The organism is Paenibacillus sp. FSL K6-3182, assembly GCF_037976325.1.
Taxonomy (GTDB): Bacteria; Bacillota; Bacilli; order Paenibacillales; family Paenibacillaceae; genus Pristimantibacillus.
In genome coordinates this window covers 4,612,313-4,634,942 of record NZ_CP150265.1, presented here as the reverse complement: position 1 = coordinate 4,634,942, position 22,630 = coordinate 4,612,313, and the positions used below count along the sequence as shown (strand labels likewise).

The 22,630-nt window shown below is 44.6% G+C and carries 22 protein-coding genes and 1 other RNA gene; 15 read left to right on the top strand and 8 right to left on the bottom strand.

All coding sequences use genetic code 11. The features are described 5' to 3' along the window. The first annotated feature begins 114 nt into the window (after positions 1-114). The 3 genes from MHH56_RS20600 to MHH56_RS20590 all read left to right on the top strand — a co-directional run bounded on the left by MHH56_RS20600 (position 115) and on the right by MHH56_RS20590 (position 1,625). Positions 115-891 (top strand): DUF624 domain-containing protein, encoded by a 777-nt coding sequence (locus MHH56_RS20600; RefSeq protein ID WP_076266827.1) that lies wholly within the window; start codon positions 115-117, stop codon positions 889-891. Between the two features lie 48 nt (positions 892-939). Continuing rightward, positions 940-1,122: non-coding RNA, 6S RNA (ssrS, locus tag MHH56_RS20595), on the top strand. Between the two features lie 113 nt (positions 1,123-1,235). Continuing rightward, the gene (locus MHH56_RS20590; protein WP_083681704.1) at positions 1,236-1,625 is read left to right on the top strand and encodes a DUF1499 domain-containing protein; all 390 of its coding nucleotides are present in this window, start codon (positions 1,236-1,238) and stop codon (positions 1,623-1,625) included. Between the two features lie 77 nt (positions 1,626-1,702). On the opposite strand, the gene tpx is transcribed toward MHH56_RS20590, so the two are convergent. After that, a complete protein-coding gene (tpx, locus tag MHH56_RS20585; RefSeq protein WP_076266829.1) occupies positions 1,703-2,221 on the bottom strand; it encodes a thiol peroxidase in 519 nt (172 codons plus the stop codon). Positions 2,222-2,323: 102 nt separating this feature from the next. On the opposite strand from tpx, the gene MHH56_RS20580 reads away from it, so the two are divergent. Together MHH56_RS20580 and MHH56_RS20575 are read left to right on the top strand one after the other, a co-directional pair. Continuing rightward, positions 2,324-2,971, top strand: coding sequence for a rhomboid family intramembrane serine protease (locus MHH56_RS20580; RefSeq protein WP_339203530.1), 648 nt, complete (start codon positions 2,324-2,326; stop codon positions 2,969-2,971). Positions 2,972-3,005: 34 nt separating this feature from the next. Continuing rightward, positions 3,006-3,902: a LysR family transcriptional regulator gene (locus MHH56_RS20575; RefSeq protein WP_339203529.1), complete on the top strand. Its 897-nt coding sequence runs from the start codon at positions 3,006-3,008 to the stop codon at positions 3,900-3,902. Positions 3,903-3,996: 94 nt separating this feature from the next. Here MHH56_RS20575 and MHH56_RS20570 read toward each other — a convergent pair whose 3' ends face one another. Both MHH56_RS20570 and MHH56_RS20565 read right to left on the bottom strand, forming a co-directional pair. Next, complete coding sequence (locus MHH56_RS20570) at positions 3,997-4,677, bottom strand: zinc metallopeptidase (RefSeq protein ID WP_076266832.1); 681 nt, start codon at positions 4,675-4,677, stop codon at positions 3,997-3,999. A gap of 35 nt (positions 4,678-4,712) precedes the next feature. Then, entirely contained in the window at positions 4,713-5,153 is a 441-nt protein-coding gene (locus MHH56_RS20565) for a MerR family transcriptional regulator (RefSeq protein ID WP_076266833.1), read from the bottom strand. A 593-nt stretch (positions 5,154-5,746) separates the two neighbouring features. On the opposite strand from MHH56_RS20565, the gene MHH56_RS20560 reads away from it, so the two are divergent. Genes MHH56_RS20560 through MHH56_RS20550 form a run of 3 tightly spaced genes read left to right on the top strand, consistent with a single transcriptional unit; the run spans position 5,747 to position 8,968 of the window. Next, positions 5,747-7,111: an ammonium transporter gene (locus MHH56_RS20560; protein ID WP_339203527.1), complete on the top strand. Its 1,365-nt coding sequence runs from the start codon at positions 5,747-5,749 to the stop codon at positions 7,109-7,111. A gap of 42 nt (positions 7,112-7,153) precedes the next feature. Then, positions 7,154-8,221 carry a DUF294 nucleotidyltransferase-like domain-containing protein gene (locus MHH56_RS20555; protein WP_076266835.1) on the top strand — a complete coding sequence of 356 codons (1,068 nt, stop codon included), beginning with the start codon at positions 7,154-7,156 and terminating at the stop codon, positions 8,219-8,221. 12 nt (positions 8,222-8,233) lie between these two features. Then, positions 8,234-8,968 (top strand): 3'-5' exonuclease, encoded by a 735-nt coding sequence (locus tag MHH56_RS20550; protein ID WP_076266836.1) that lies wholly within the window; start codon positions 8,234-8,236, stop codon positions 8,966-8,968. Here the strand turns inward: MHH56_RS20550 and MHH56_RS20545 are convergent. Next, on the bottom strand, positions 8,954-9,409 hold the full coding sequence (locus MHH56_RS20545) for a M67 family metallopeptidase (RefSeq protein ID WP_339203525.1): 456 nt from the start codon (positions 9,407-9,409) through the stop codon (positions 8,954-8,956). The genes MHH56_RS20550 and MHH56_RS20545 overlap by 15 nt on opposite strands. Before the next feature lie 253 nt (positions 9,410-9,662). On the opposite strand from MHH56_RS20545, the gene MHH56_RS20540 reads away from it, so the two are divergent. Then, complete coding sequence (locus MHH56_RS20540; RefSeq protein ID WP_076266838.1) at positions 9,663-10,202, top strand: TlpA disulfide reductase family protein; 540 nt, start codon at positions 9,663-9,665, stop codon at positions 10,200-10,202. Between the two features lie 63 nt (positions 10,203-10,265). Here the strand turns inward: MHH56_RS20540 and cimA are convergent, their stop codons facing one another. Then, positions 10,266-11,882: a citramalate synthase gene (cimA, locus tag MHH56_RS20535; protein ID WP_076266839.1), complete on the bottom strand. Its 1,617-nt coding sequence runs from the start codon at positions 11,880-11,882 to the stop codon at positions 10,266-10,268. Positions 11,883-12,084: 202 nt separating this feature from the next. On the opposite strand from cimA, the gene MHH56_RS20530 reads away from it, so the two are divergent. From MHH56_RS20530 to MHH56_RS20520, 3 genes are all read left to right on the top strand, one after another. Further along, on the top strand, positions 12,085-13,371 hold the full coding sequence (locus MHH56_RS20530; protein ID WP_339203523.1) for a DNA polymerase IV: 1,287 nt from the start codon (positions 12,085-12,087) through the stop codon (positions 13,369-13,371). Between the two features lie 56 nt (positions 13,372-13,427). Then, positions 13,428-13,664, top strand: a complete 237-nt coding sequence (locus MHH56_RS20525) for a ferredoxin (protein ID WP_053376893.1) — start codon at positions 13,428-13,430, stop codon at positions 13,662-13,664. Between the two features lie 159 nt (positions 13,665-13,823). Then, positions 13,824-15,218, top strand: a complete 1,395-nt coding sequence (locus MHH56_RS20520; RefSeq protein ID WP_339203521.1) for a L,D-transpeptidase — start codon at positions 13,824-13,826, stop codon at positions 15,216-15,218. Between the two features lie 5 nt (positions 15,219-15,223). On the opposite strand, the gene MHH56_RS20515 is transcribed toward MHH56_RS20520, so the two are convergent. After that, positions 15,224-15,364 carry a hypothetical protein gene (locus tag MHH56_RS20515; RefSeq protein WP_179089760.1) on the bottom strand — a complete coding sequence of 47 codons (141 nt, stop codon included), beginning with the start codon at positions 15,362-15,364 and terminating at the stop codon, positions 15,224-15,226. Positions 15,365-15,538: 174 nt separating this feature from the next. On the opposite strand from MHH56_RS20515, the gene MHH56_RS20510 reads away from it, so the two are divergent. From MHH56_RS20510 to MHH56_RS20500, 3 genes are all read left to right on the top strand, one after another. After that, on the top strand, positions 15,539-16,636 hold the full coding sequence (locus tag MHH56_RS20510) for a quinone-dependent dihydroorotate dehydrogenase (protein ID WP_339209684.1): 1,098 nt from the start codon (positions 15,539-15,541) through the stop codon (positions 16,634-16,636). A 17-nt stretch (positions 16,637-16,653) separates the two neighbouring features. Continuing rightward, positions 16,654-17,457 carry a GTP pyrophosphokinase family protein gene (locus tag MHH56_RS20505; RefSeq protein WP_076266843.1) on the top strand — a complete coding sequence of 268 codons (804 nt, stop codon included), beginning with the start codon at positions 16,654-16,656 and terminating at the stop codon, positions 17,455-17,457. 282 nt (positions 17,458-17,739) lie between these two features. Next, a complete protein-coding gene (locus MHH56_RS20500; RefSeq protein WP_339203519.1) occupies positions 17,740-21,306 on the top strand; it encodes a LamG-like jellyroll fold domain-containing protein in 3,567 nt (1,188 codons plus the stop codon). A 121-nt stretch (positions 21,307-21,427) separates the two neighbouring features. Here the strand turns inward: MHH56_RS20500 and MHH56_RS20495 are convergent, their stop codons facing one another. Next, positions 21,428-21,964, bottom strand: a complete 537-nt coding sequence (locus tag MHH56_RS20495; RefSeq protein WP_339203518.1) for a PCYCGC motif-containing (lipo)protein — start codon at positions 21,962-21,964, stop codon at positions 21,428-21,430. Then, complete coding sequence (locus MHH56_RS20490) at positions 21,961-22,476, bottom strand: thioredoxin family protein (RefSeq protein ID WP_076266845.1); 516 nt, start codon at positions 22,474-22,476, stop codon at positions 21,961-21,963. The genes MHH56_RS20495 and MHH56_RS20490 overlap by 4 nt, the downstream gene beginning before the upstream one ends. Positions 22,477-22,630: the final 154 nt, after the last annotated feature.

Here is a 22,630-nt window from a genome sequence, read left to right as displayed (position 1 = left end):
CCTCGATTTTTTTATTATTATTCTATTGGTTGTCTTATTACAAAACAGATATACGAATTCCGCTATACTTTGTAGTCTAGTGGGAGTAATCTTACTTTTCTGGAGGCAGATCCGATGGAACCAAAGGGGCTAATGGGTGGGTTTTACCGAATTTCGGAATGGATCATGAGATTGGCAGTTATTAATGTTTTGTGGTTGATCTGTTCGATTCCATTCGCTTTTTTTGCATGGGGATTGGTTTTGTCACAGGATGTCAATCAAATCTATTCCGCTCTTATTGCGATGGCAGTCGTCGCGCCGTTCTCCTTATTTCCAGCAACAGCAGCTATGTTTGCGGTTGCGCGCAAATGGGTAATGGGAGAGAGTGACGTTGCGCTGTTCAAAACGTTCTTCCGCGGATACAAGGAAAATTATAAGCAAAGTATGCTAGGCGGTATTATTTATACGATACTGCTTGCAATTATGGTTGTTGACTTTATCGTATATCGTGAACAATTGAATTTGCTTTCATACATTTTCATTGCATTTTTGCTGCTGTTAATCGTATCGTTATTTAATTTTTTCTCTATGCTTGTCCACTATCATATGAAAACGTTTCAATTACTGAAAAACGCTGTTCTCATTACGATCGGCAAACCTTTTCGTTCGCTTTCAACAGCGATTATGAGCGGCGCGGTTATGTATTTCAGTACTAGATTCACTTTTCTTATTCCTTTCTTTATGGGCAGCATCATCGCTTACCTGGCGTTCTGGAACTTCAACTTGATTTACCAGAAGCTTCAAGACCAAGCGGAGAAAGCGCGTTTGGCAGAGGAAGAAGAAGCGGAGAAAGCAGCTGAGCTAGACCGTATCGATTTGGTTAAAGAAGATTCGAGCGGCTCCAGTAAATAACAGCCCATCAAAGTTTACTTTTTCTTTTGTTCAGTCTATAATAAGCAATACCTCCTGCGATGCTCGTTACGGCTTTACGCTGTTTTGAACCAATGGCTGTTTCACGGGAGACCAACATCGAGACGCAGCTGACATGCCCCCGAAAGGGGATCTCAAAAGCGGTTCTGCGGTCACCCACCTGCGTAAGCGGGTTCAGAAACATGTGAGTCGGACGGCATAGGCGGGTTCTCATTTTCAAATAAAGAGCATTTGCTGGTTAAATCCAGTGATAGCTCTTTTTTCATGGGACAAATCATGGTATCATATAGAGTAATGTACATAGATGCCGGAGGGGGAGATCGTTGTTGTTGAAGCGGACCTTGATCGGGCTGCTGCGCAGTCATGAACAGACGGGCGACAGGGCTAAGGATCCAATGCTCAAATCTCATTTCTACAAGCTGTCGAAAGATAAGGCTTGGGAAGAAGTGATATCGACTCTTAAGAAAATGCAAGGATATAAGGTGCTTCATGAGGTGCAATCCGTAGGGGAGATTGTGCTGGAGAAGCGCACAGCATTTGGAAGAACGATGGACATTACCGTTTCCGTTATTAGCGTAAATCCGCTCCAATCAGCTGTCGATATTTATTCAGCATCCCGCGGCTCACTAGGGGATCTTGGTTCTAATTACAGAGTCATTATGGATTTATATCGTACGCTTGATAAGAAGCTAGCTGCATTTAAAGTAAATAATTAATTCATAAACAAAGCGAGGAAGGGTAGCCTTCACTCGCTTTGTTTGCAATAGTGCTGAAAAACTTCTTTGTTTTGAATTTACACGAGTGCTTTTACAGCGTTGATTGCTTGCTCGTAATTCGGGTGCTCTGTCATTTCAGGCAAATATTCAACATATTGGATCGTATCATTAGCATCGATAACGAAGATCGAACGTTGATCCAAACCAAGTTCTTTAATATATACGCCATATGATTCACCAAAGCTATGCGCTTTGTAGTCAGACAGCAGCACAACTTTGTCGATACCTGCAGCACCGCACCAGCGTGCTTGTGCGAACGGTAGATCAACGCTGACAGTTAGGACAACAACATTGTCGCCTAGTTCGCCAGCAGCTTCGTTAAAGCGACGAGTTTGTGCATCGCAAACGCCAGTGTCGATTGAAGGCACAACGCTGATTAGTTTGATTTTACCGGAGTAGTCCTTGAGGGAAACATTTTCGACAAGTGATTTGTTAAGATTGAAATCTGGGGCTTTGTCCCCTGCTTTAAGTTCTGGACCTACTAATGTGATCGGGTTGCCTTTGAATGTGGCAGCTCCATTACGTTCTTGTGTCATTTGTAAATTTCCTCCTCTAAAAGATATGGTCAATACCAGATTTATTATAATCGTTATGAAACAACCTTGTCCAATTGTTGGATTGAGAAAGGGGATGTACTCGTGATCTTCTTGCGATATGAGAGCTTTCGCTCTTACTTAAAGATGTATCCCGTAACATCAATATTAATTTTATTGAATATTATTTATTTTATTGTCGTATTATGGAATGGCGATCCTAATGATTCCTTGCATGCATACCAGTATGGTGCTTTTGCTACTGACCCTGTGAACGATCCATTTGGATTAGAACAGCCATGGCGTTATATAACAAGCATGTTCATGCATGCGGGATTTGAGCATTTGCTCTACAATATGTTTGCATTGCTCGTGTTTGCACCGCCGCTAGAGTATCTGCTTAAACAAACGAGATATATTATATTTTATTTGCTTTGTGGAATTGCGGGAAATGCGATGAGCGCTTTCGTAAATGTGCTGCAAGACGATCTTAATGGTCATATAGGTGTAGGAGCCTCTGGGGCAATTTACGGCGTGTATGGCGCCTTTCTGTTCATATCGTTGTTCCGCAAGGCTCAGCTTGACGAGAGCTCTCGTAAAACGGTGTACACGATATTAATATTTGGGGTTATTTATTCGATTGTAGTAGCCAAAGTGGATTTATGGGCACATGTTGGCGGCGCTCTTGCAGGCTTCTTGCTCTACCATTTCTTTGACCGAATAAAGACTCAAAAGAAAAAGCGATACTCATAAAAACTATGTAAGTACGGGAGAGAATTGAACCGGTATGGAACTTCGTCAGCTTCATTATTTTGTAAAAGTAGCGAAAAAAGAGCATGTAACGCAAGCAGCGGAAGAGCTGCATGTGGCGCAATCTGCAGTAAGCCGGCAGATTCATCAGCTTGAAGAAGAGCTTGGCGTAAAACTGTTCGTTCAAAAAGGTAGAAATTTGCAGCTCACACCAGTCGGTCAGCTTTTTCTAAAGCGGGCTGAAGTGATATTGGCTGATCTGGAACGTGCTGTCATTGAAATACATGAATTTCTTGACCCCGAGAAGGGTGAAATTAGACTGGGCTTCCCGCATAGTCTTGGGATCTCATTAATTCCACAGGTTGTGGCAGCTTTCCGCAAGCTCCATCCGAATGTGAAATTTAAATTTAAGCAGGGGATGTATCCTTCGCTTATTCGTGATATGGTGAAAGGCGAGATTGACTTGGCGTTCATATCTCCTTTCCCGGATGAACATGAATTCGTTTGCGGCCAAGTATTGCTGACAGAGGAGCTATATGCGATATTGCCGCCAGGGCATCGTTTATCGGACAAAGCATCGATTGAACTGAAAGAGCTGGAGCATGAGACGTTCGTGTTGTTTAGCGAAGGGTATTCTCTTAGGCCGATCGTATGGGGAGCTTGCCAAGAGGCAGGTTTTACACCGAAGATTGGTTTTGAAGGGGAAGAGACGGATACGATTCGCGGTTTGGTAGCCGCTGGGATGGGCGTAAGTCTTCTTCCAGAGATGGCGCTTCACTATACAGGGCCATTGCAGCCGACTAAAGTTAGGGTGATTGAACCTCAGGTGACTCGTACTATCGGACTTATCCAGCGTTCAAATGAGAAATTGCCTTTAGTTGCGAAGGTGTTTCACGGTTTTCTGCTTCGTTATTTCCAGAACACGATAAAATAGATAAAAGAATAAATAAAAGAGGAGCAGTTCCTGTTGGTCGATGAAGACCGAAGGGGAACTGCTCCTCTTTTGTTTAGCTATAAGACACGTAAGCTTATTCCTGACGGCTGCCGCCTACGAAGATTAAGATATATCTGACAAGCTCCAGCAAGGACAAGAGAGCCGCTGCTACATACGTTAAAGCCGCTGCGTTAAGCACCTTTGCAACCCCGCGCTCCTCATCATTCGTTATGAACCCTTCAGCAACCATAATGTCTCTAGCTCGGTTGCTCGCATTAAATTCAACCGGAAGTGTAATGACCTGAAAGGCAACTGCTACTGAGAAAAATATGATGCCAAGCCCAATTAGGTTGAGTGCTGAGAATAGAATACCGGCAATAAATAAAAATGGTGCTACGCCAGATGCAAAGTTCACGACTGGGAATATACGATGTCTGAGCACGAGCATTGGGTAATGCTCCGCATGCTGTATGGCATGGCCGACTTCGTGACAAGCGACTGAAATCGCTGAAATTGAATTTTCATAATACACAGGCTCCGACAAACGTACAACTCGGTGAATCGGATCGTAATGATCGGTCAGTGTACCGCGTACTGGCTCGATCGGTACATCATGAAGTCCGTTAGAATCAAGCATTCTTCGTGCTGCCTGGTAACCGGTTAAACCACTGTTCGCTTGAACTTGCGTCCATTTTTTAAACGTTCCTTTGACTCGGAATTGAGCCCAAATTGTTAGTATAAATGCAAGTACGATTAAAACATAGATAAACGCCATTGAGTCATTCCTCCAATTTTTGATGAAATGTATAGCTACATGAGGGAGCTTTTGTTAATGAGAAGCATGAGTGCCTCTATGCAAGCTGCGGTTTGCGGCATAAGACGCGTGTAGAGGTGATTGGCTTGACGAGGCTTGAGCTTCTTAATAACAGGCTCTAACTCCTTCACTTCACGCTCGAGCTGGCTTAGATGGTACTGCAAGTCCGTAAGCTTACGTGAGACCTGCTCCTCAGGTGTAATCTTGCTCCAGCTTTCAATTGTGGCCTTAATCTCATCTAATGTATATTTATCTTTTTTCATCTGTTCAATACGTTCCAGACGCTGCAAAGTTTCATCAGAATAGAGGCGATAGTTTTTGGCGGAACGCTCTGCAGGCTCTATTAGACCGATTGAAGTGTAATAATCAATGGTTCGTGCACTGATTTGCGCAAGCTTGGATAGTTCTCCGATACGATACATTTTCAAATCCTCCATTCGTTCAAAATATAAGTAAACTAGATTCCGCTTGCGTACTAAGCTTATGTTTCATCTCATTCTGAGATGATGTGTCGACAAAGAACAGGTTTGTTGTTTTAGCTAGTCATGTCTAAAAGAACATCATTACCTATTGAGGTGAATTTCACAATCACCATCTTATGGGAAAACGTATAACTATTGTTCCTCTAATGATAATAGGAAAGTAACCATACAGTCAAACGTGTTACATGACTATACAATTTTAGTGTCAATTTTTTAATTTCGACAGGGCACTTTCATGTGTTTCTTCTATATAACGCAATTTAGGTGACATGAAACGGGTGTGAGTCATAGTGATTTTCGCTTTTAACTAGAAAAAGTAGGAACCAATACCTATATAGAGTGAAAATGCGAAGAATAAGGAGTTTCAACTGACGATTTTGGGGTTGATTTGCCTCATTTCTTAACGTTCGTGTTAGATTATATGCCGAACGTTTGATTTTTTTTATAAAAATAGTTAAAACGTATTGTCAAATTGAGCACTACTGACTATAATGACATTAAGTCTTTCTTAACGTGTAAGGAAATATAACATTTAGGGAGTGGTCGTAATGATTAAGAAAACGATGTTAGCTTTAGGAATCTTCACCTTATTGTTCCCGGTAATGGCGTTTGCAGAGGATCCTTCCGCAGCAACGTTGAACATGGGTCTCAACTCTCTATGGGTTATGCTCTCATTCATTCTTGTTCTTCTCATGCAAGGCGGTTTTATTCTTCTTGAAACAGGCTCAACACGGATGAAAAATGCTGGTCACGTTGCTGGCAAAACGATTTTCACAACGGGTTTGGCAGCACTTATTTATTGGGCTTTCGGCTACGGCATCGCATTTGGCGGCGATAGCGGAATTAACGCATTGATCGGCTGGGGCAATTTCTTCTTTGATCCATCCCTAGCAGCTGGTGAAGGCGAGAGCTATCCAAGTACTGTATTCTTCTTGTTCCAATTAGCATTTGCAGCGGTTTCGCTTTCCATAGCATGGGGCGGTTTTGCAGAAAGAGCTAAACTTTCAGCTTATATCGTATTTACCGTATTCTTCATTGCCATAATCTACCCTGTAGTAGCTCACTGGATCTGGGGCGGCGGCTGGCTCGCTGAAGATGGAGCGCAAGATTTTGCAGGCTCCACGGTTGTTCACTTAACGGGTGCGCTTGCAGCATTTGCAGCGACTGTATTACTTAAACCTCGTATTGGCAAATTTAACAAAGACGGCTCTGCGAATGAGATTTTGGGACATAACCAAGTATTCACAGCACTTTCTGTATTGCTTCTATGGGTGGGCTGGTTTGGGTTCAACGCAGGCAGCACGGTAGCGATTGGCGATGGATTTTTTGGATATGTAGCATTCAACACGATGCTTGGAGCAGGCGCAGGCGGCGTGGCAGCACTTCTTATCTCTTGGGCAGTAACAGGCAAAGCTGACATTACGGCTATGCTGAATGGTACGCTAGCAGGTCTAGTTGCAATTACAGCTTCTTGTGCTTACGTCGCTCCTTGGGCGGCAGTCGTAATCGGTTTAGTAGCTGGCGTGCTCGTGTTCTACAGTGTGAAATTTTTCGAGAAAGTTAAAGTTGATGATCCTATCTATGCTCTATCTGTACACGGCGCGGCTGGTGTGTGGGGTACGCTTGCCAACGGTATCTTTGCAACACAAGAACTAGCTGATAAAGTAGGCGTAGGTACAGGCGGCTTGATCGACACAGGCAGCTGGAAGCAACTTTGGGTTCAATTCGAATCGGTAGTAGTCGTTGGCGCATTTGTACTCGCTGCATCATTCCTTATTCTAGGTATTATGAAGCTTGTGATGGGCTTCCGCGTAACAGAAGAGCAAGAAATTATCGGTCTTGACCTGAGTGAGCATGGAGCTTATGGTTATCCTGAGCAAATGAAAAAAGCTGGTCAAAACATTCAAGGCTAATAGAAGATACGCGATGGACTGACCGAAAGGAGAGAGCGTCGCATGAGTGATCCGGTGCGATTGCAGCTGCTTAAGCAGATTGGTTCAGCTGATCATGTGGATAGGCTGCGAAACTTGCGGGATCAGGTTCACGAGCATATGGAGGCTCTTCTCCCAACGCGTCCAGTCGAACAATTTAATGAACAATTAAATGAGGTGCACGACGCGGTGATTCAGCGCTCGATTATCCTCGCAGAAGCGGAAATGGCACGGAGGGGGAATGGTTCTCCCCCCGTGCCTTACGCATATGTATTGTTCGGCAGCGGCGGTCGGCAAGAGCAAACTTTGTCAAGCGATCAAGACAGCGGAGTTGTCTATCAGGATCCAGTGGCTGATTCAACAGAAGTTAAGAACTATTTTTTGAATTTAAGTGCACTCATTGTAAACAATCTCCAAAGTGTAGGTTACCCGCCTTGTGAGGGCAATGTGCTAAGCAGCAACTCCGACTGGTGTTTGTCCATTTCGGAGTGGGGCGTTAAACTCGGTGCTTGGTTTGAGGAGCCAGCTTGGGAGGCAGTGCGCTATTTGCTTATTATCGCTGATGGCCGCTGTATTTACGGTGATTATAAGCTCGTTGAACAGCTTAAAGAATTGTTTTTTATTGATATGCTTAACCACCAGATCATCCTGCAGCGGATGCTGGATAATACGCTTCGGCATAAGGTGCTGCTAGGCTTTTTTGGCCAATTGCTAAAGGAGCAGTATGGCGAGGAAGCGGGCAGCTTAGATATTAAATATGGCGCCTATATTCCTATGGTTAATTCGATTCGGCTATTATCCATACAAGAAGGCATCCGTGAAACCTCTACACTTGAAAGAATTAGAATGCTTGTAAAGGCAGGGAAGATGTCATCAGCTGACGGGGCTATTTATGATCAAGCTTTTCGGATTTTTCTCCGGCTCCGTCTAATGACGACTGAGAAAAACGCAGATGGCTTATATGCCAACAATGGAAAGCTGTCGAGCCATAAGCTTACGAAGGAAATGACGGATGAGCTTAAGAGCGGACTGCGTCTTGGCAAGAGGCTGCAACGAACGGTTTTTAAGCAAACAATGGGCAGGTTTACGTAAGGCGGTGGAGAAATGAAGGAACAAAAAGGCGTCGGTCGCATGTGGAACCTATACAAAATGGGAGGATTTACGCCTGCCATCGCTTCTATGCTAGGCTCGCAAAATGCGCAGCAAATGGCGTTTATTCGGAATGTCAACAAAGAGCAGCGCAAGCAGTCGATGTTCGATATGCCTCTTCGAGAGCTGGAGGTCATTGTTTTTGATCTGGAGACAACAGGCTTTTATCCGAATAACGGGGATGAAATTATTTCATTTGGCGCTGTATTGTTTCGAGATGGCGAGCTTGTTGAAAGTGAAACCTTTTATAGTCTCGTGAATCCTAAACGAAGAATTCCGAAAGCGATAGTCGAACTAACCGGCATTACGAATGAAATGGTTCAGGATGCTCCTGATTTGATGCAGGTGCTTCATGATTTTATGGAGTTTGTCGGCAGAAGGCTGCTTATCGCTCATGCTTCCGGCCACGATAAGCAATTTCTGAACGCGGCATTGTGGAGGACGTCAAAGATTAATTTGAACCACAGAGTGCTGGACATGATGATGGTGGCCAAATGGCTCGAGCCCAATCTGGAAGGATACAGTCTCGATGATTTGCTTGAGAGCTGCTGTATTCCAATTACAGAGCGGCATCATGCTTTGCAGGATTCAATCATGACAGCAAAGCTGTGGCGGAACTATTTGACGCGTATTTTGGAACGAAATATTACGACACTCGGCGATCTGTATGCCTACTTAAGCAAGCACTAGCTGCAGTGGAATAAATGAACCTTCCGAGCGGCGATAGGGCTTAACGTCAGGCGATTTCGTGTTTTCCAGTGAAACAATCCAATAGGAAAGCTCCGAAGCGGGCAGGAAACCGTCAGTGTCGCTAGAAGACGGAATAGCCTTTGTACGCGGATGCGAATGAAATAAGCCGACAAGCGTTTGTCGGTTTTTTTGCATGTCATAATAAGCAGCGGTCCACTCGGTCGGGTCAAACGAGAACGAATGTAGGGGATCGTTATGATTATTAGTTATGGGGATAACGATATCTATTATGGCTTCATTTTGATCAGCGGCAATGGAATGTAAGGATTGGCTGCTTGCCATAATGCCGCATGCCTCTAAAGGTTGAGCATCCGCACATATTTGAATAAGCCGCTCGAATGCCGATTTGGTTATGCAGCCACGCGTTTGGTTTGTTTCCAACACAATGCCTCCTTTTTTATAATGCGAATGAATTAAGTATAACGAAATAGGCTTAAGTCCGCTAACTTCGATAAGGCTGGGTATGAATAATACTCAACTTACCCATAATAGTCGTCAGAGAATAGATAAGAACCATTTCTTTAAAAATGACGTTTTGATGGCTAATTTGTCCTGTGTATTGAGCTTCTATACGGTGCATGATACCATGAAGCGATATAGGCATTTGAAAATGTGAAAAAAAGGATGGAACCTCATGAAGCGTGTCGCAGCACTATTTACAATTGCGTTGCTGTTTGCAGGATTAGCTGTATTTCAATATAAAAATGATGACTCGGATTCAGCAGCGATAGCAGCCACTTCAGTTGATTTTAAGCCGAAAGCGGGATTTCAAGCGACGACCTTCAAACTCCCTGATCTTGATGAGAAGTCCTATGAAATAGGGGGCAAACAGGATAAACTGACTTTCGTTAATTTCTGGGCATCTTGGTGTGGTCCTTGTGAGCTGGAAGCGCCGGATCTGCAGAGGCTGCATGAGCAATACGGGGAAAAAATTTCACTCGTTGGCGTTAATGCTACGAAATTCGATAAAGAACGGGCAGCTAGAGACTTTGTCAAAGAATATGAGTTCACGTTTCCAATTTTAATGGATCGGGTGGGCGATGTGACGAAGCAGTATAAGGTAGATACGTTTCCAACAACGTTCCTTATTGACAGTGAGGGTGTCATTAGAGAGCGGATCAATGGCGTCATTCCTTATGCGGAGTGGGAACGCATGATTGAGAAATGGATGTAGTAGGCAGCAACAACAAAAAGAGTCGAGCAGGCATGAACAGCCTGTTCGACTCTTTTTGTTGTTTTAATGATTGACGAGGCCCATGCGATCATGAGGATCAACGAGCGTGCTGTCAACCTTTACCATGTTAAGCAGGGCATAACGAATGCTGTCTACGAGAGCTTCCCAGCTTGCTTCGATGACGTTGTTTGATACGCCAACTGTGCTCCACGTATTGTTTAGTCCAGTCGACTCGATAAGAACACGCACCTTAGCTGCTGTAGCGTCCTTCTCGTCGATTACACGGACTTTATAATCGGATAGATGGATATCAACGATTTCCGGATAAAACTGCACCAGCGCCTTGCGCAGGGCGTTATCGAGGGCGTTGACAGGTCCGTTGCCTTCAGCAGCCATATAAACTTGCTGGCCGCCAACGTTGATTTTTACAATCGCTTCTGAAATCATTTGGCCGTTTGTTTTTTCTACGAGCATTTTGAAGGATTCAACCTTGAACAATTCTTTTACTTCGCTGCCGAATGCTTCACGAAGCAGCAGCTCCATAGAAGCGTCGGCGCCTTCAAATTGATAGCCTTGATGCTCGAGCTCTTTAATTTGATCCATAATGAGCTTGGTTTTCTCATTATTTGCGTTGACGTCAAGTCCAAGCTCTTTCGCCTTGGATATGATATTGCTTTGTCCTGCGAGCTCAGAGACTAGAATACGCTGCTTGTTGCCAACAAGCTCTGGTTGAATATGCTCATAGGTTTTGGAATCCTTCATAATAGCGGAGACATGAATGCCGCCTTTGTGAGCGAATGCGGCATTGCCGACATAAGCTTGACCAACAGGCATGTGGACATTCGCAATTTCACTGATATATCGAGCAGTACTCGTCAATGTGCGAAGCTTATCCTCTGGCAAAACGTCATAATTCATTTTGATTTGTAAGTTAGGGATGATGGAGCATAGGTTCGCGTTCCCGCAGCGCTCGCCGTAGCCGTTAATCGTGCCTTGTACTTGACGAGCTCCGGCTTCGATTGCTGCTAAAGAGTTTGCGACAGCCAGCTCACAGTCATTATGTGTATGAATGCCGATAGGAGCCGTTAGCTCCTGCTTCACGCGCGAAACGATTTCATGGATTTCACTAGGCAATGTGCCGCCGTTCGTGTCGCATAGGACGAGCCAGTTGGCGCCAGCTTCCTGTGCTTTCTTCAAAACAGCAATGGCATACTCTGGATTGTTCTTGTAGCCATCGAAAAAATGCTCGGCATCAAACAAGGCTTCCATTTGATTTTGCTTTAGAAAAGCAATGGAATCAAAAATCATCGACATATTTTCTTCTAAAGTCGTTTGCAGGGCTGTATGTACATGGAAATCCCATGACTTGCCTACAAGCGTAGCGGCCGGAACACCGGACTCCACGATGCGAACAAGGCTGGCATCCTGCTCTGCCAAACTGTTTTTGCGACGAGTGCTGCCGAAGGCAGTAATTTTGGCGCTTAAATTGAAAGCTTTGATCCGCTGAAAAAACTCAATATCCTTACTGTTGCTTCCAGGATTTCCGCCTTCAATATAATGAACGCCCAACGTGTCGAGCTTCTGGGCAATTTTTAATTTGTCATCTGCCGACAGGCTGATCCCTTCACCTTGAGTACCGTCACGCAGCGTCGTATCGAATATAGATATGTTTTTTGTCATTAACGGGACGCCTCCTTCACTGAATGCCTTTTCAAATCATAATTTAGTATTATAACACTTGTCGCCTTGAAAGTAGAGGGGGCAAAAGGAATTTTTGTCAGCTCGCGCTTGCTTCGTTGACTTGACCCTATTGGAATTGTATGCTTGGGTGGATAAGCTTATGTAGGCTTATGGCTTAGGTTAGGCGGTGTTTTGCGCGATTATGACGAATACGAATGAGTTCTATCCGGCTAAGGGCCGAGTAATCATTCATTTAGATATGAATGCTTTTTATTGTTCCGTACATGAGGCTGAAGAGCCGGAGAAATATAAGGACAAACCAACTGCAGTGTCCGGCAGCGTTGAGCAGCGAAAGGGTATCCTCGTCACTTGTTCTTATGCAGCACGGAGCAGAGGGATAAAGACGGGAATGACAGTCAGACAGGCACTAACACTTTGTCCTGAGCTTATATTAATCAAACCGGACTTTTCATTATACCGCAAATATTCACATGGCTTTATGGCAATCGCTAGACAATATACGCCGCTCGTTGAGTCTGTATCGATTGACGAATGTTATATGGACATTACCGGTTCGAAAATGTTCGGCTCGCCGCTTGATATTGCGGCCTCGCTGCAGCAGCGGATCAAGTCTGAGTGGTCTCTTCCTTGTTCAATTGGTTTAGCTCCAAATAAGCTGCTTGCAAAGATGGCATCCGACATGAAAAAACCAAACGGGCTGACTGTGCTGCGGATTCGTGATGTGCAAAAGGTGCTTTGGGATAAGCCGTGCGATCATTTGTTTGGCATCGGCAAAAAAACGGCTGATAAGCTAAGCAAGCTGAATATTCGGACGATTGGCCAGTTGGCGGCATCGGATGAAACGATGCTGAATAAGCATTTTGGCGTAGTTGGCTCTTGGATGAAATCAGCTGCCCATGGACTTGATTATTCTGAAGTTAACCCAAATCGGGAACGGAACAAATCGATCGGTCATACGACCACTCTTCCGAACGATATTACTTCGCGGGACGACGTTTTCCGGGTGCTGCTTAATTTGGCGGATCAGACAGGTCGCAGGCTGCGAAGGCAGAAGATGGTCGCAACCACGGTTCAAATCACAATTCGCAAGCCGGATATGACGACGATTGCCCGCTCCCACACCCTTGCAGCACCTACGGAATCGAGTGAAGATTTCTATAGGGAGGCTTGCAAGCTATATGACCGGCATTGGAAGGAAGGCGAACCGATTCGGCTGCTTGGCATAACGCTCCAGAACCTCACTTTGCTTGCCGAAACTGCCTTGCAGCTTGATTTGTTCAGCTACGAGAAACAGCCGAGAAAAGAAGCGTTGACTAAAGCGATGGATCAGCTCCGCGACAAGTATGGAGAAGATGCTGTTTTAACGGCAGGAATGCTTGGTGATGATCCTTCAACCTTAATTAGGAATAAACGAATTCGCGGTACATCCTTGCAAAAGGACGATAGTTTGTTATATATTGATGAATGAAGCTTGACTGTACAGAGACGAGATTATTCCGTTTATTTATTTGGGAGGGGATTTCCATGGGTAAGTTTACTTGGGTTGAAAAAGATACGTGCATCGCTTGTGGAGCTTGCGGAGCGACTGCTCCTGACATTTATGATTATGATGACGAAGGTCTTGCAGAAGTTATTTATAAAGCTGACGGTAATACAGGCAACACTGAAATTCCTGAAGATTTGTTCGATGATTTGCAGGATGCAGCTGACGGCTGTCCGACAGATTCAATCAAAATTGCAGACGTTCCTTTTAATTACTAATTTTTGAGTGATGATAAAAAAGCTCCTCCTCGCTTGCCTATGCAGCGGTGAGGAGCTTTTTTTGTATATGCAGCAATAACAGAAATGGACGCCGGATTACAATCAAACTCCCTGCCTGCCGATATAGAGGATATATACTACATGTCGGGAGGATGGGGGATGGACTCTCCGGAAGATATTTTTTATTTGAAGCAATTTGTAAAGCAGCACCCTGATAACCAAATGGGTTGGTATTTGTTAGGCAAGCAATATAAGCTCGCTGGCAAGGAGGGCAAAGCGAATTATTGCTTCCTGCAAGCTGGTGAAGTATACGATGCCTTCGAGCATGAAAGTCATCCGTTATCGGAAAATCAATTGCAGCTGCTTAAAGATTGGGATTTGCAGCAAAAGAAAAAAAGACGAGCTCGCAAATTAGGAGCATTAGCTCTATTGTTCCTGCTCGTTGCAGTGTTTGCTCCAGCTAGTACTTCCGTATTCAAGGAAAGGCCAGAGCAGCCCGAGCCTATAACCTTAGTTGAAGTGAACCCAATTGGCGTTGTGTTTATACCGCGTAAAGAACGAAATCCAGTCGGAAGCGCATGGAACAGCCTCATTGCAGCCGGCAAGCAAGCACCTCTTCATACCATTGCAGCTCGCCTTGAGGAAGATGAGGGCTGGCGGAAATGGACAGGGAACACTAGACTGCTCATGTCTATAGAAAAGGAAAACGGAAGCAGTAAGCTGGATGTAACGATGTATGACCGCCTTACCTGCGAGTGTGAGCCTTCTGAGGCGAGCTCGGCAGCAGCACAATATAAAGAATGGAGCGTGCAGCAAGAGACGCACTGGACGCTTGCAAGCGGCATCTATCAATATGAGAAAAAATATAAAAAGTGGCCGGAGAAGCTGGATGACCTTATTCAACCTTATCCGAACAATGTTCTTTCCGGGGAACGCAGCGGTATGCGCTCTATGTTTCCTGCTGTATTGCGAAAGCTGAAAGCCGAGCAAGCACAAAAAAACCGTTCAATCCAAGAACAAGAACAAGCAGCAGGAAATCAGCAGCAAGAGGAAAGCGAAAAAAGAACGAGTCCGAACGTAGGCACAAATGGAATTTTGGATAAACAGTGGAGCCAGCCGCTAGAGATCGTGGTAGATAAAGCGAGTTATCGACTTGCTGTTATTCAAGGGGATATCATTGTGCGCAGCTATAAGGTGGGCCTCGGAGGCGATGCAACACCTGAGGGAAGCTTCTACATAAGTGAAAAGGTTAGAAATCCGAATGGGCGTGACGATGGAAACTTCGGAAGCCGAGGAATGACATTATCGAATACGCTGTACGCGATTCATGGAACGGATGAACCCGGCAGTATTGGCAAGGACGAATCACTTGGCTGTATCCGGATGGGCAAAGCCGATGTGGAGGAGTTGTTTGATATGGTGCCGCTAGGAACGGTTGTCAAAATAAAAAATGGGACGCTTCCGTCTAAGGTGCAGCAGCCAGCAGAACGTTTTCAGCTGGAGCCGCTCCAAAACGAAACCAATCCCTTGAAAATCTATAAATGGTTGACGTAGACCGCTTACGAAGTAAAAATAAGAAGCAGCGCGACAGCTACAACAACTACGCCGACGATTGAACCAATCCATACAAGCGCTTTTTTGTTTACTTCATCCTTTGGTTTCGCTTTTATTGTAGCCGGTCTTCTTTTTGGTGAACTCATCGTCAATCAACCTCTCTATTTCATAGTAATAAATAATATGATCTCATTGTAATCGTTTTCTAGACAAGCCGCAATACAATGGAAGCTTGCACCTTGCGTGCAGGCTCTTTTCTTTTTGCTGCAAAAAAGATAAACTGTCAGATAGAGCATACATCTAAGATCGGAGTGAGTAAGTTGATTTATTCTTCAATTTTAAAACCTATTTTTTTTCGAATGGATCCTGAGAGGGCCCATCATCTTGTGATTGACGGCTTAGCAGCCGGCGGTGTAGTTCCAGGACTGAATGGTCTGATGAATGCGATGTATGGCGTAGCAAAGTCGCCTGAGCTTGCTACAGAACTATTCGGACTGCAATTCCCGCACCCTGTCGGACTTGCTGCTGGACTTGATAAGAACGGCAAAGCCGCGGACGGTTTCTCGAGCATAGGTTTTGGTTTTGCTGAGGTAGGAACGGTAACGCCAAAAGGACAAGCCGGCAATGAGCAGCCGCGATTGTTCCGCCTCCCATCAGACGAAGCGCTTATTAATCGGATGGGCTTTAACAATGATGGCACAGCGGCAATGGCAGAAAAGCTGTCACGCCGCAAAATAAATAGAATCCCGATAGCGGTTAACATTGGCAAAAACAAGATAACGCCAAATGAACTTGCTCATGAGGACTATCAGACCTGCATACGCGAATTGTATACATACGGCGACTTTTTTGTCGTCAATATCAGCTCTCCGAACACCCCGGATTTGCGTGATTTGCAGCATGGTGAAGAACTGAGAAATTTGCTTGCCGCTGTAAAAAAGGAAATAAACACGCAAGCGGCGAAAACAGGAGCAAAAGCAAAGCCCGTTCTCGTCAAAATTGCGCCTGACATGACAGATGAACAGCTGGAGCTTACCGTTGCGACTATTATGGAAAGCGGAGTTTCAGGTATAATTGCAACAAACACAACATTATCGCGCCAAGGCCTTCAGCATTCGAATGCTGGCGAAGCGGGCGGGCTCAGCGGCAAGCCGCTGCGAGATCGTTCAACGGAGGTCATTCGGGCGGTATATCGCCAAACAGGAGGCAAGCTGCCCATTATTGGCTCGGGCGGCATTTTTACAGCACAAGACGCATACGATAAAATCCGCGCGGGAGCTTCACTTGTGGAAATCTACACGGCGCTTATTTATAAAGGGCCTGGAGTGCTGCGAGAGCTAACGAGTGGATTGAAGGAATGTTTACGCAAAGATGGCTACCGCAATATTGCCGAAGCAGTTGGTGCAGATCACGTTTAAGAACAGGAGGCGGCCGGATGGACGGTAGAGACTGGAATCTTTTTTTACAGCCTTATGAACAAGCGGTTGAAGAACTTAAAGTGAAATTTAAAACGATGCGGGTCGAACTGAAGATACGAGAAGCTTACGCGCCGATAGAATTCGTCACCGGCCGGGTTAAGCGAATTTCTAGTATTTTGGAAAAGGCCAAGCGTCTCAAAGTCCCCTCGGATCAATTGGATACGGGTATAGAGGACATTGCAGGTATTCGCATTATGTGCCAGTTTGTGGATGATATTCACCGAGTAGCTGGCTTGATTCGTACACGTAAAGATCTTTCCCTTGTATATGAGAAGGATTATATTACGAATTTCAAAGACAGCGGCTACCGAAGCTACCATATGATTGTAGAATATCCGGTTCAAACAGCACTAGGTTACAAGATCGTGTTGGCTGAAATTCAAATACGGACGTTAGCGATGAATTTTTGGGCGACAATCGAGCATTCATTAAACTACAAGTTTAAAGAAAGCTTGCCTGAGGATGTGCGTGAGCGGTTGAAGAAAGCGGCTGAAGCCGCATCGCAGCTGGATACAGAGATGACCAGCATACGCAAAGAGATTTTGGATGCGCAGACCGAGTTCGAGGAGCAGTCCAACGTGGTCTCGAAGGTGCTTAAAGGCATACAAGATTTATATTTTTATAATCGGGTTCGAGAAGCTGCTCAATTTCAAATGAAATTTAACGAGAAATTTGAAAAAGAGGACTATCATGAGCTTAATCAGCTTTCGCTAGATATTCAAACGGCTATTGGGAAAGCTAAGAAAGCAAACCAAAGCTAGCATAAATGCTGGCGTAAAACCCATGTGAATTGGATTTAGGATAGTTAGGCAAAATGAACATTGAAGACGACTTTCACTCCATTATAGAGTGAGAAGTCGTCTTTTTTTGTTGTCCAAGGGAGGTGGCGCCCATTCCATCATTTACAATAAACAAACGTTAAAATGACTTCTGTTTAACAATACAACCAATCAAAACATATATAATGCACATGAAACAAGAAATTAAAAGGAGTGATTGATTTGTTTTTTAAGTGGAGGAGAAGTTTAGCGGTTTTCATAGTTATGGCTGTTTTATGTTCCAATGCACAAGGGTTCATTCGATCAGCAAGCGCTGCTGATGGTGCGGTACAAGCACCTGAAGCATCTGTTGCTGGAGGACGTTACGAGGCTGCGATAGCGGTTGTATTAAGCTCTAAAACAAGTGATGCTGGCATTTACTACACACTTGACGGAACGCTGCCTAACGAGAAAAGCAAAAAAGCTGACAATAATCCGATCACGATTGCCAAAACCACAAACCTTAGCGCGATTGCGATAAAGGATGGCGTGACGAGCAAGGCGGTAACGTTTGGTTACATGATTAAAACAAGTGAAAAGCCGCTGCTGCAATTTGTAGCGATGTCAGACGTTCATGTAGGCTCACGCACGACAGGTGATCAAAGATATGAAAGCTATTTCGATACTATCGCATCGATCTTCCCAAATCCTGATGCCATCCTGGTTGTGGGTGATATGATCAACGATAACGGAGGAGACAAACCGAATGATCATCAAATGGTAAGGGAAATTTTCCAAGCGAATCTAGCTAGAAAAAATATGACCAATACAAAGATGCATGTTGCAATGGGAAATCATGACGCGACAGTTGCAAAAGTGAATGAGCATTATCCAGCGGATTGGTTCACATCACAAGCCAACGGCTATTATGAAACTCAAATCGGCGGTTATTATTTTTTCTTCTTGAACGGAAACAACTACAACTCGGATACAGGCCAGCGCAATTGGCTTAAGGGCAGACTGGCTGAAATTACAGCTGATCCATTAAACAAAAATAAGCCGATCTTTGTAGGCATTCATCAGCCAATCACAGGGACGGTAATGGATGGACAGCAGGCGTCCAATCCGAACCTTAACAGTGATCTGGCGGGTTACCCGCAGGTTATTACGTTGTCGGGGCACTCTCATCTGACCAACAGCGATGAACGCTCTATTTTCCAGAAGGATTATACGGCTCTGAATCTTGGCTCGATGTCGTACATTGAAGCAGAGCATGGCTACTCTGCTGTAACGAATGCAGGACTGGTCAGCCGCTTTGAATTTCCGGTATCTCAGGCTGATTTTATTGAAGTGTATGCGGATCGGATTGAAGTAGATAGAATTGCTTTTAATGCAGATCCGGCAGATATTATGGATGATTGGACACCGGTTCCCCCATTCAACAGCGTCGGTACAATTGCTGGCGAGAAATGGGTTATTGAACTGAAAGGCAACACGATTCAAGAGATCAAAAGCAATTTCAAGTATACGAGTGCAAATCGCAATAAAGTAGCACCACAATTTCCTGCTGAGACGGATCTGAAAGTGACGGATCTGGATGGCACGCCTAAGCTGAGCTTCAATCAAGCGAAGGATGACCAAAACATGCATCATTACGAGCTGACGCTTACGAACAAAAGGACGGGTACGACCGCAAAATCGGTTAATGTGTTCTCCGACTATTTCTTTACGCCGATTCCAAATGCGATGACGATTCCACTGGACGGACTTGATCCGCAAACGACCTATACTGCGGTCATTTATGCCGTTGACAGCTACGGGAACAAGTCTAGTGCGATCCAGCATACATTCCGTACGGAAGGCACGCTGCCTGAGCTTACGCCGATTGACCCTGAAACGATGTGGAAGGACCTAGTCGTTGATATGAAGTTTGACGACAACTTAAACGATGATGCGAGCGGCGTGACGGGTTCGGCTGTATCACGAGGAAGCGTTGCGTACGTGCAGGGCAAATCGAATAAAGCAGCTTACATTCCGGCAGGCAATGCGAATTATATTGATCTGGGCAGCCGCAGCGATCTGAAGTTTGGCAGTGGCAGCTTTACGGTATCGTTCTGGCATACAGGCAATTTATCTGGAGATCAGACGGTCATTTCGAATAAAAACTGGAACAGCGGCAAAAACGTCGGTTGGTATATCGGACCTGCTGTAGCCAATGCAATGACGTTAAACATTGCAGACGGCACGAACCGAATGGATACTTCGGCGGGTAGTGTAGGAAGTGAATGGCATTTGCTCACGGTCACCGTCGACCGAGCAAATCAAGTTGGCAAAGTGTATGTCGATGGGGTGGAGAAGGCCTCTAAAGAAATGACTGCACTTGGCACGAGCAGTGTAGACACAGCATTTAATACGATTATTGGCGCGGATGGCAACAAAGGGAACGGCGGTGCCAATGTTACGATGGACGATTTGAAAATTTGGAAACGGACGCTCACTGCAACGGAGATCAAAGCGTTATCCGATTCCTACAAAATCATTCCAGCCTATACGTATGAGCAGCTTAACAAGTTGATGGTTGATGCTTCGGCCTTTGATGCTGCCAGTGAAAGTGTTGTTGGCGTCACCTATTCCGCTGCCAAGATGATGGAGCTTCGGTCTGCTTTAAGCAGTGCATCGGCGCTTACTCCTGAAAGCCCAGTAAACGAAATCGATGAAGCTTATGTGAATCTTATGCTCGCTTTGGAAGCGGCAAAGGAATCTGTGGCTTATCAGTTCCTATCGAAATCGGCATTTGCAATCGAATCATTCAGCTCTTATGCGGATAATGAAGATGCATTTGCATCAAATATTCTCGATGGTGATTCGGCGACTATTTGGCACTCCAAATGGGAGGCTCCCGCGGCAGATTTCCCTCACTGGGTTATTATTGATTCAAAGAATAGCCACAGCTTGAGCGGCATTCAAAGAACAAGCAGAATGAATCAAACTGCGCTGGAATTTCCGAAAGACTTTGAGGTATACGCTTCTGATCGCTTGTCAGATCTAAGTGACGCGGCGTTCCTTGCGAATGAAGCCAATAAAGCGACAGGCACCTTTGGAAAATCGTGGACAGGCAGTACGTATAAAGATTTTACACCGCTTAACAAAACGATTTCCGGCAGATATATCAAATTTGTTGTAAAGAGCACTTATAATGCAGCAGGCACCTTTACGAGCATGAGCGAAATTGATTTTACAGGTACAGTTAAGGACAAGCAGACGGAAAAAGCCAGCTTAAAAGGTGAAACGAAAGTAACAGTAGGTGGTTCTATTGCGCTTACTTACGGTCTAGAAAACGTTGTGGGTTCCGTTATGGCAGAGGACATTACGATTGAGTACGATCCTTCCAAGTTAACCTTTGTTTCAGCAGTATCCATGGATGATACTAAATTTTTGATCCCAGAAACGAAGGATAAGGATGGACAAGTAAGATTAATCGCAGTCCATTTGAATGAGGCACAGACGAATGCGAATGGGGATTGGATGAAGCTCACATTCCAAGCTAAGGCAGGAGCTTTGGCAGGCCCAACTCAAATTACAGTGAAAAAAGCAGTATTATCCGACAGTGTGGAAGAAGTAACGATAGCCGGCGATTCGCATGCACTTGAAGTTATTAATATTTCTGGCGATTACAACAATGATGAGAAGGTAAGCATCGTTGACTTAGCAATCCTCGTAAAATCATATGGTGCGAAGGAAGGCGACAGCAACTGGAATGCAGTTAAATCTGGAGATTTGAACAACGACAAGGTCATTGATATTCTCGATCTCGTATTAATGGCCAAATTAATCGTTGATTGGAGCAAATAAGAAAGAATAAGTAAATAAAGCCTTAGTTGCATTACATGCTTGAAAAAAAGAAGCTGTCCAGAAAGGTCGGAGTAGACCTAGCTGGACAGCTTCTTCAACTTATACAGCAGATGAGCGTTAACTAATCTGTTGATTTTTTTGGTTTGTACAGCTTATCGATGGCTGCACGTATTTCTTCCTTGGTCTTGCCTTGCTTGCTTAAGGCGATTACTTCTTCCATCTCTTTCTTACAAATGCCGCAGCTGGTACTGTGATTGGTCCATGTGACAGCGCCCTCGTCCGCAGGATGTTCGGCAACGTAGCAGCGCAGAAGCGAGTCATGTGGGGTTTCAACTGCTAACCCATCTGAGCAACCGCAATAACAAGTGATCCCGCTCATAATGTCTGCGTGAGCATGGACTCCTTTATATAGCTCGCTCGTATGCGGCGTATAGTCCGCTAAAAAACCAGGCAGCTCATCATAGGATGCTGTTGTTTGCCATGTTTCTGAACCGTGTTGATGCTCAGCGCCTGCCTTGTCGTCGTTCGCTAAGCCGCATGCGGTGAGCAAAGTAATAAAAGCGAATGCGAGCAGCAAAGCATACATGATGCTGCGAATGCGTGAATTTTTTTGCTCCTCCGTAATCTGCTCAGCCGTTTGGCGCTGACGCTTCATCATTTGGTTTCAGCCCCCGAATATTTATTGAAAAACGCTCTAAAATCATCTAGTTTGTAGCCGGTAGTTCCTTCTTCAGCAAGTCCGCCCTCTAGCTTGTCAATTTGAACGCCATCTTTGAAATAAGCAAGTGTAGGCGTAAATTCCACATTATATTTGTTGAAATAGCTTGGGAATTCTCTTAAGTTGAATTGCGGAAGGTCAATTCCTAGCTCATCAACTAGCGGCATAAGCTGTGGCGTCGTTCTTTGGCAATGAGGACAATCAGAAGCGAATAGGTAAACGAAGAAATCTTCCTTATCGGCCACTTTCTTGTCTAATTCAGCAGGCAAAATGATATTCTGATAGTTAGGATCATTAAGCAGCTTGCGTGTTTCTGGGTTCAGCTCGGAGAGGGGCTTGTCATATACGGCGTTTACTTTGCCACTGTTGTTTAAAACGGTAATAAGACCGAATAAAATAACAACGATACCGATATAGACGTAAATCATTTTCAATTTCTTTTTCTTCTTCATGTAAGCAACTACCTCCGAAACAGGTTTAAGTGGACAAGCTATGAAAGAACAGCATGTCCTTACTTAAATATATTATATAACAAATCCGTATTGGTATGTAAGAGCTTGAACATCAATGTCATACAACATTCGGATTTAGAGAATGAAAGGAAAT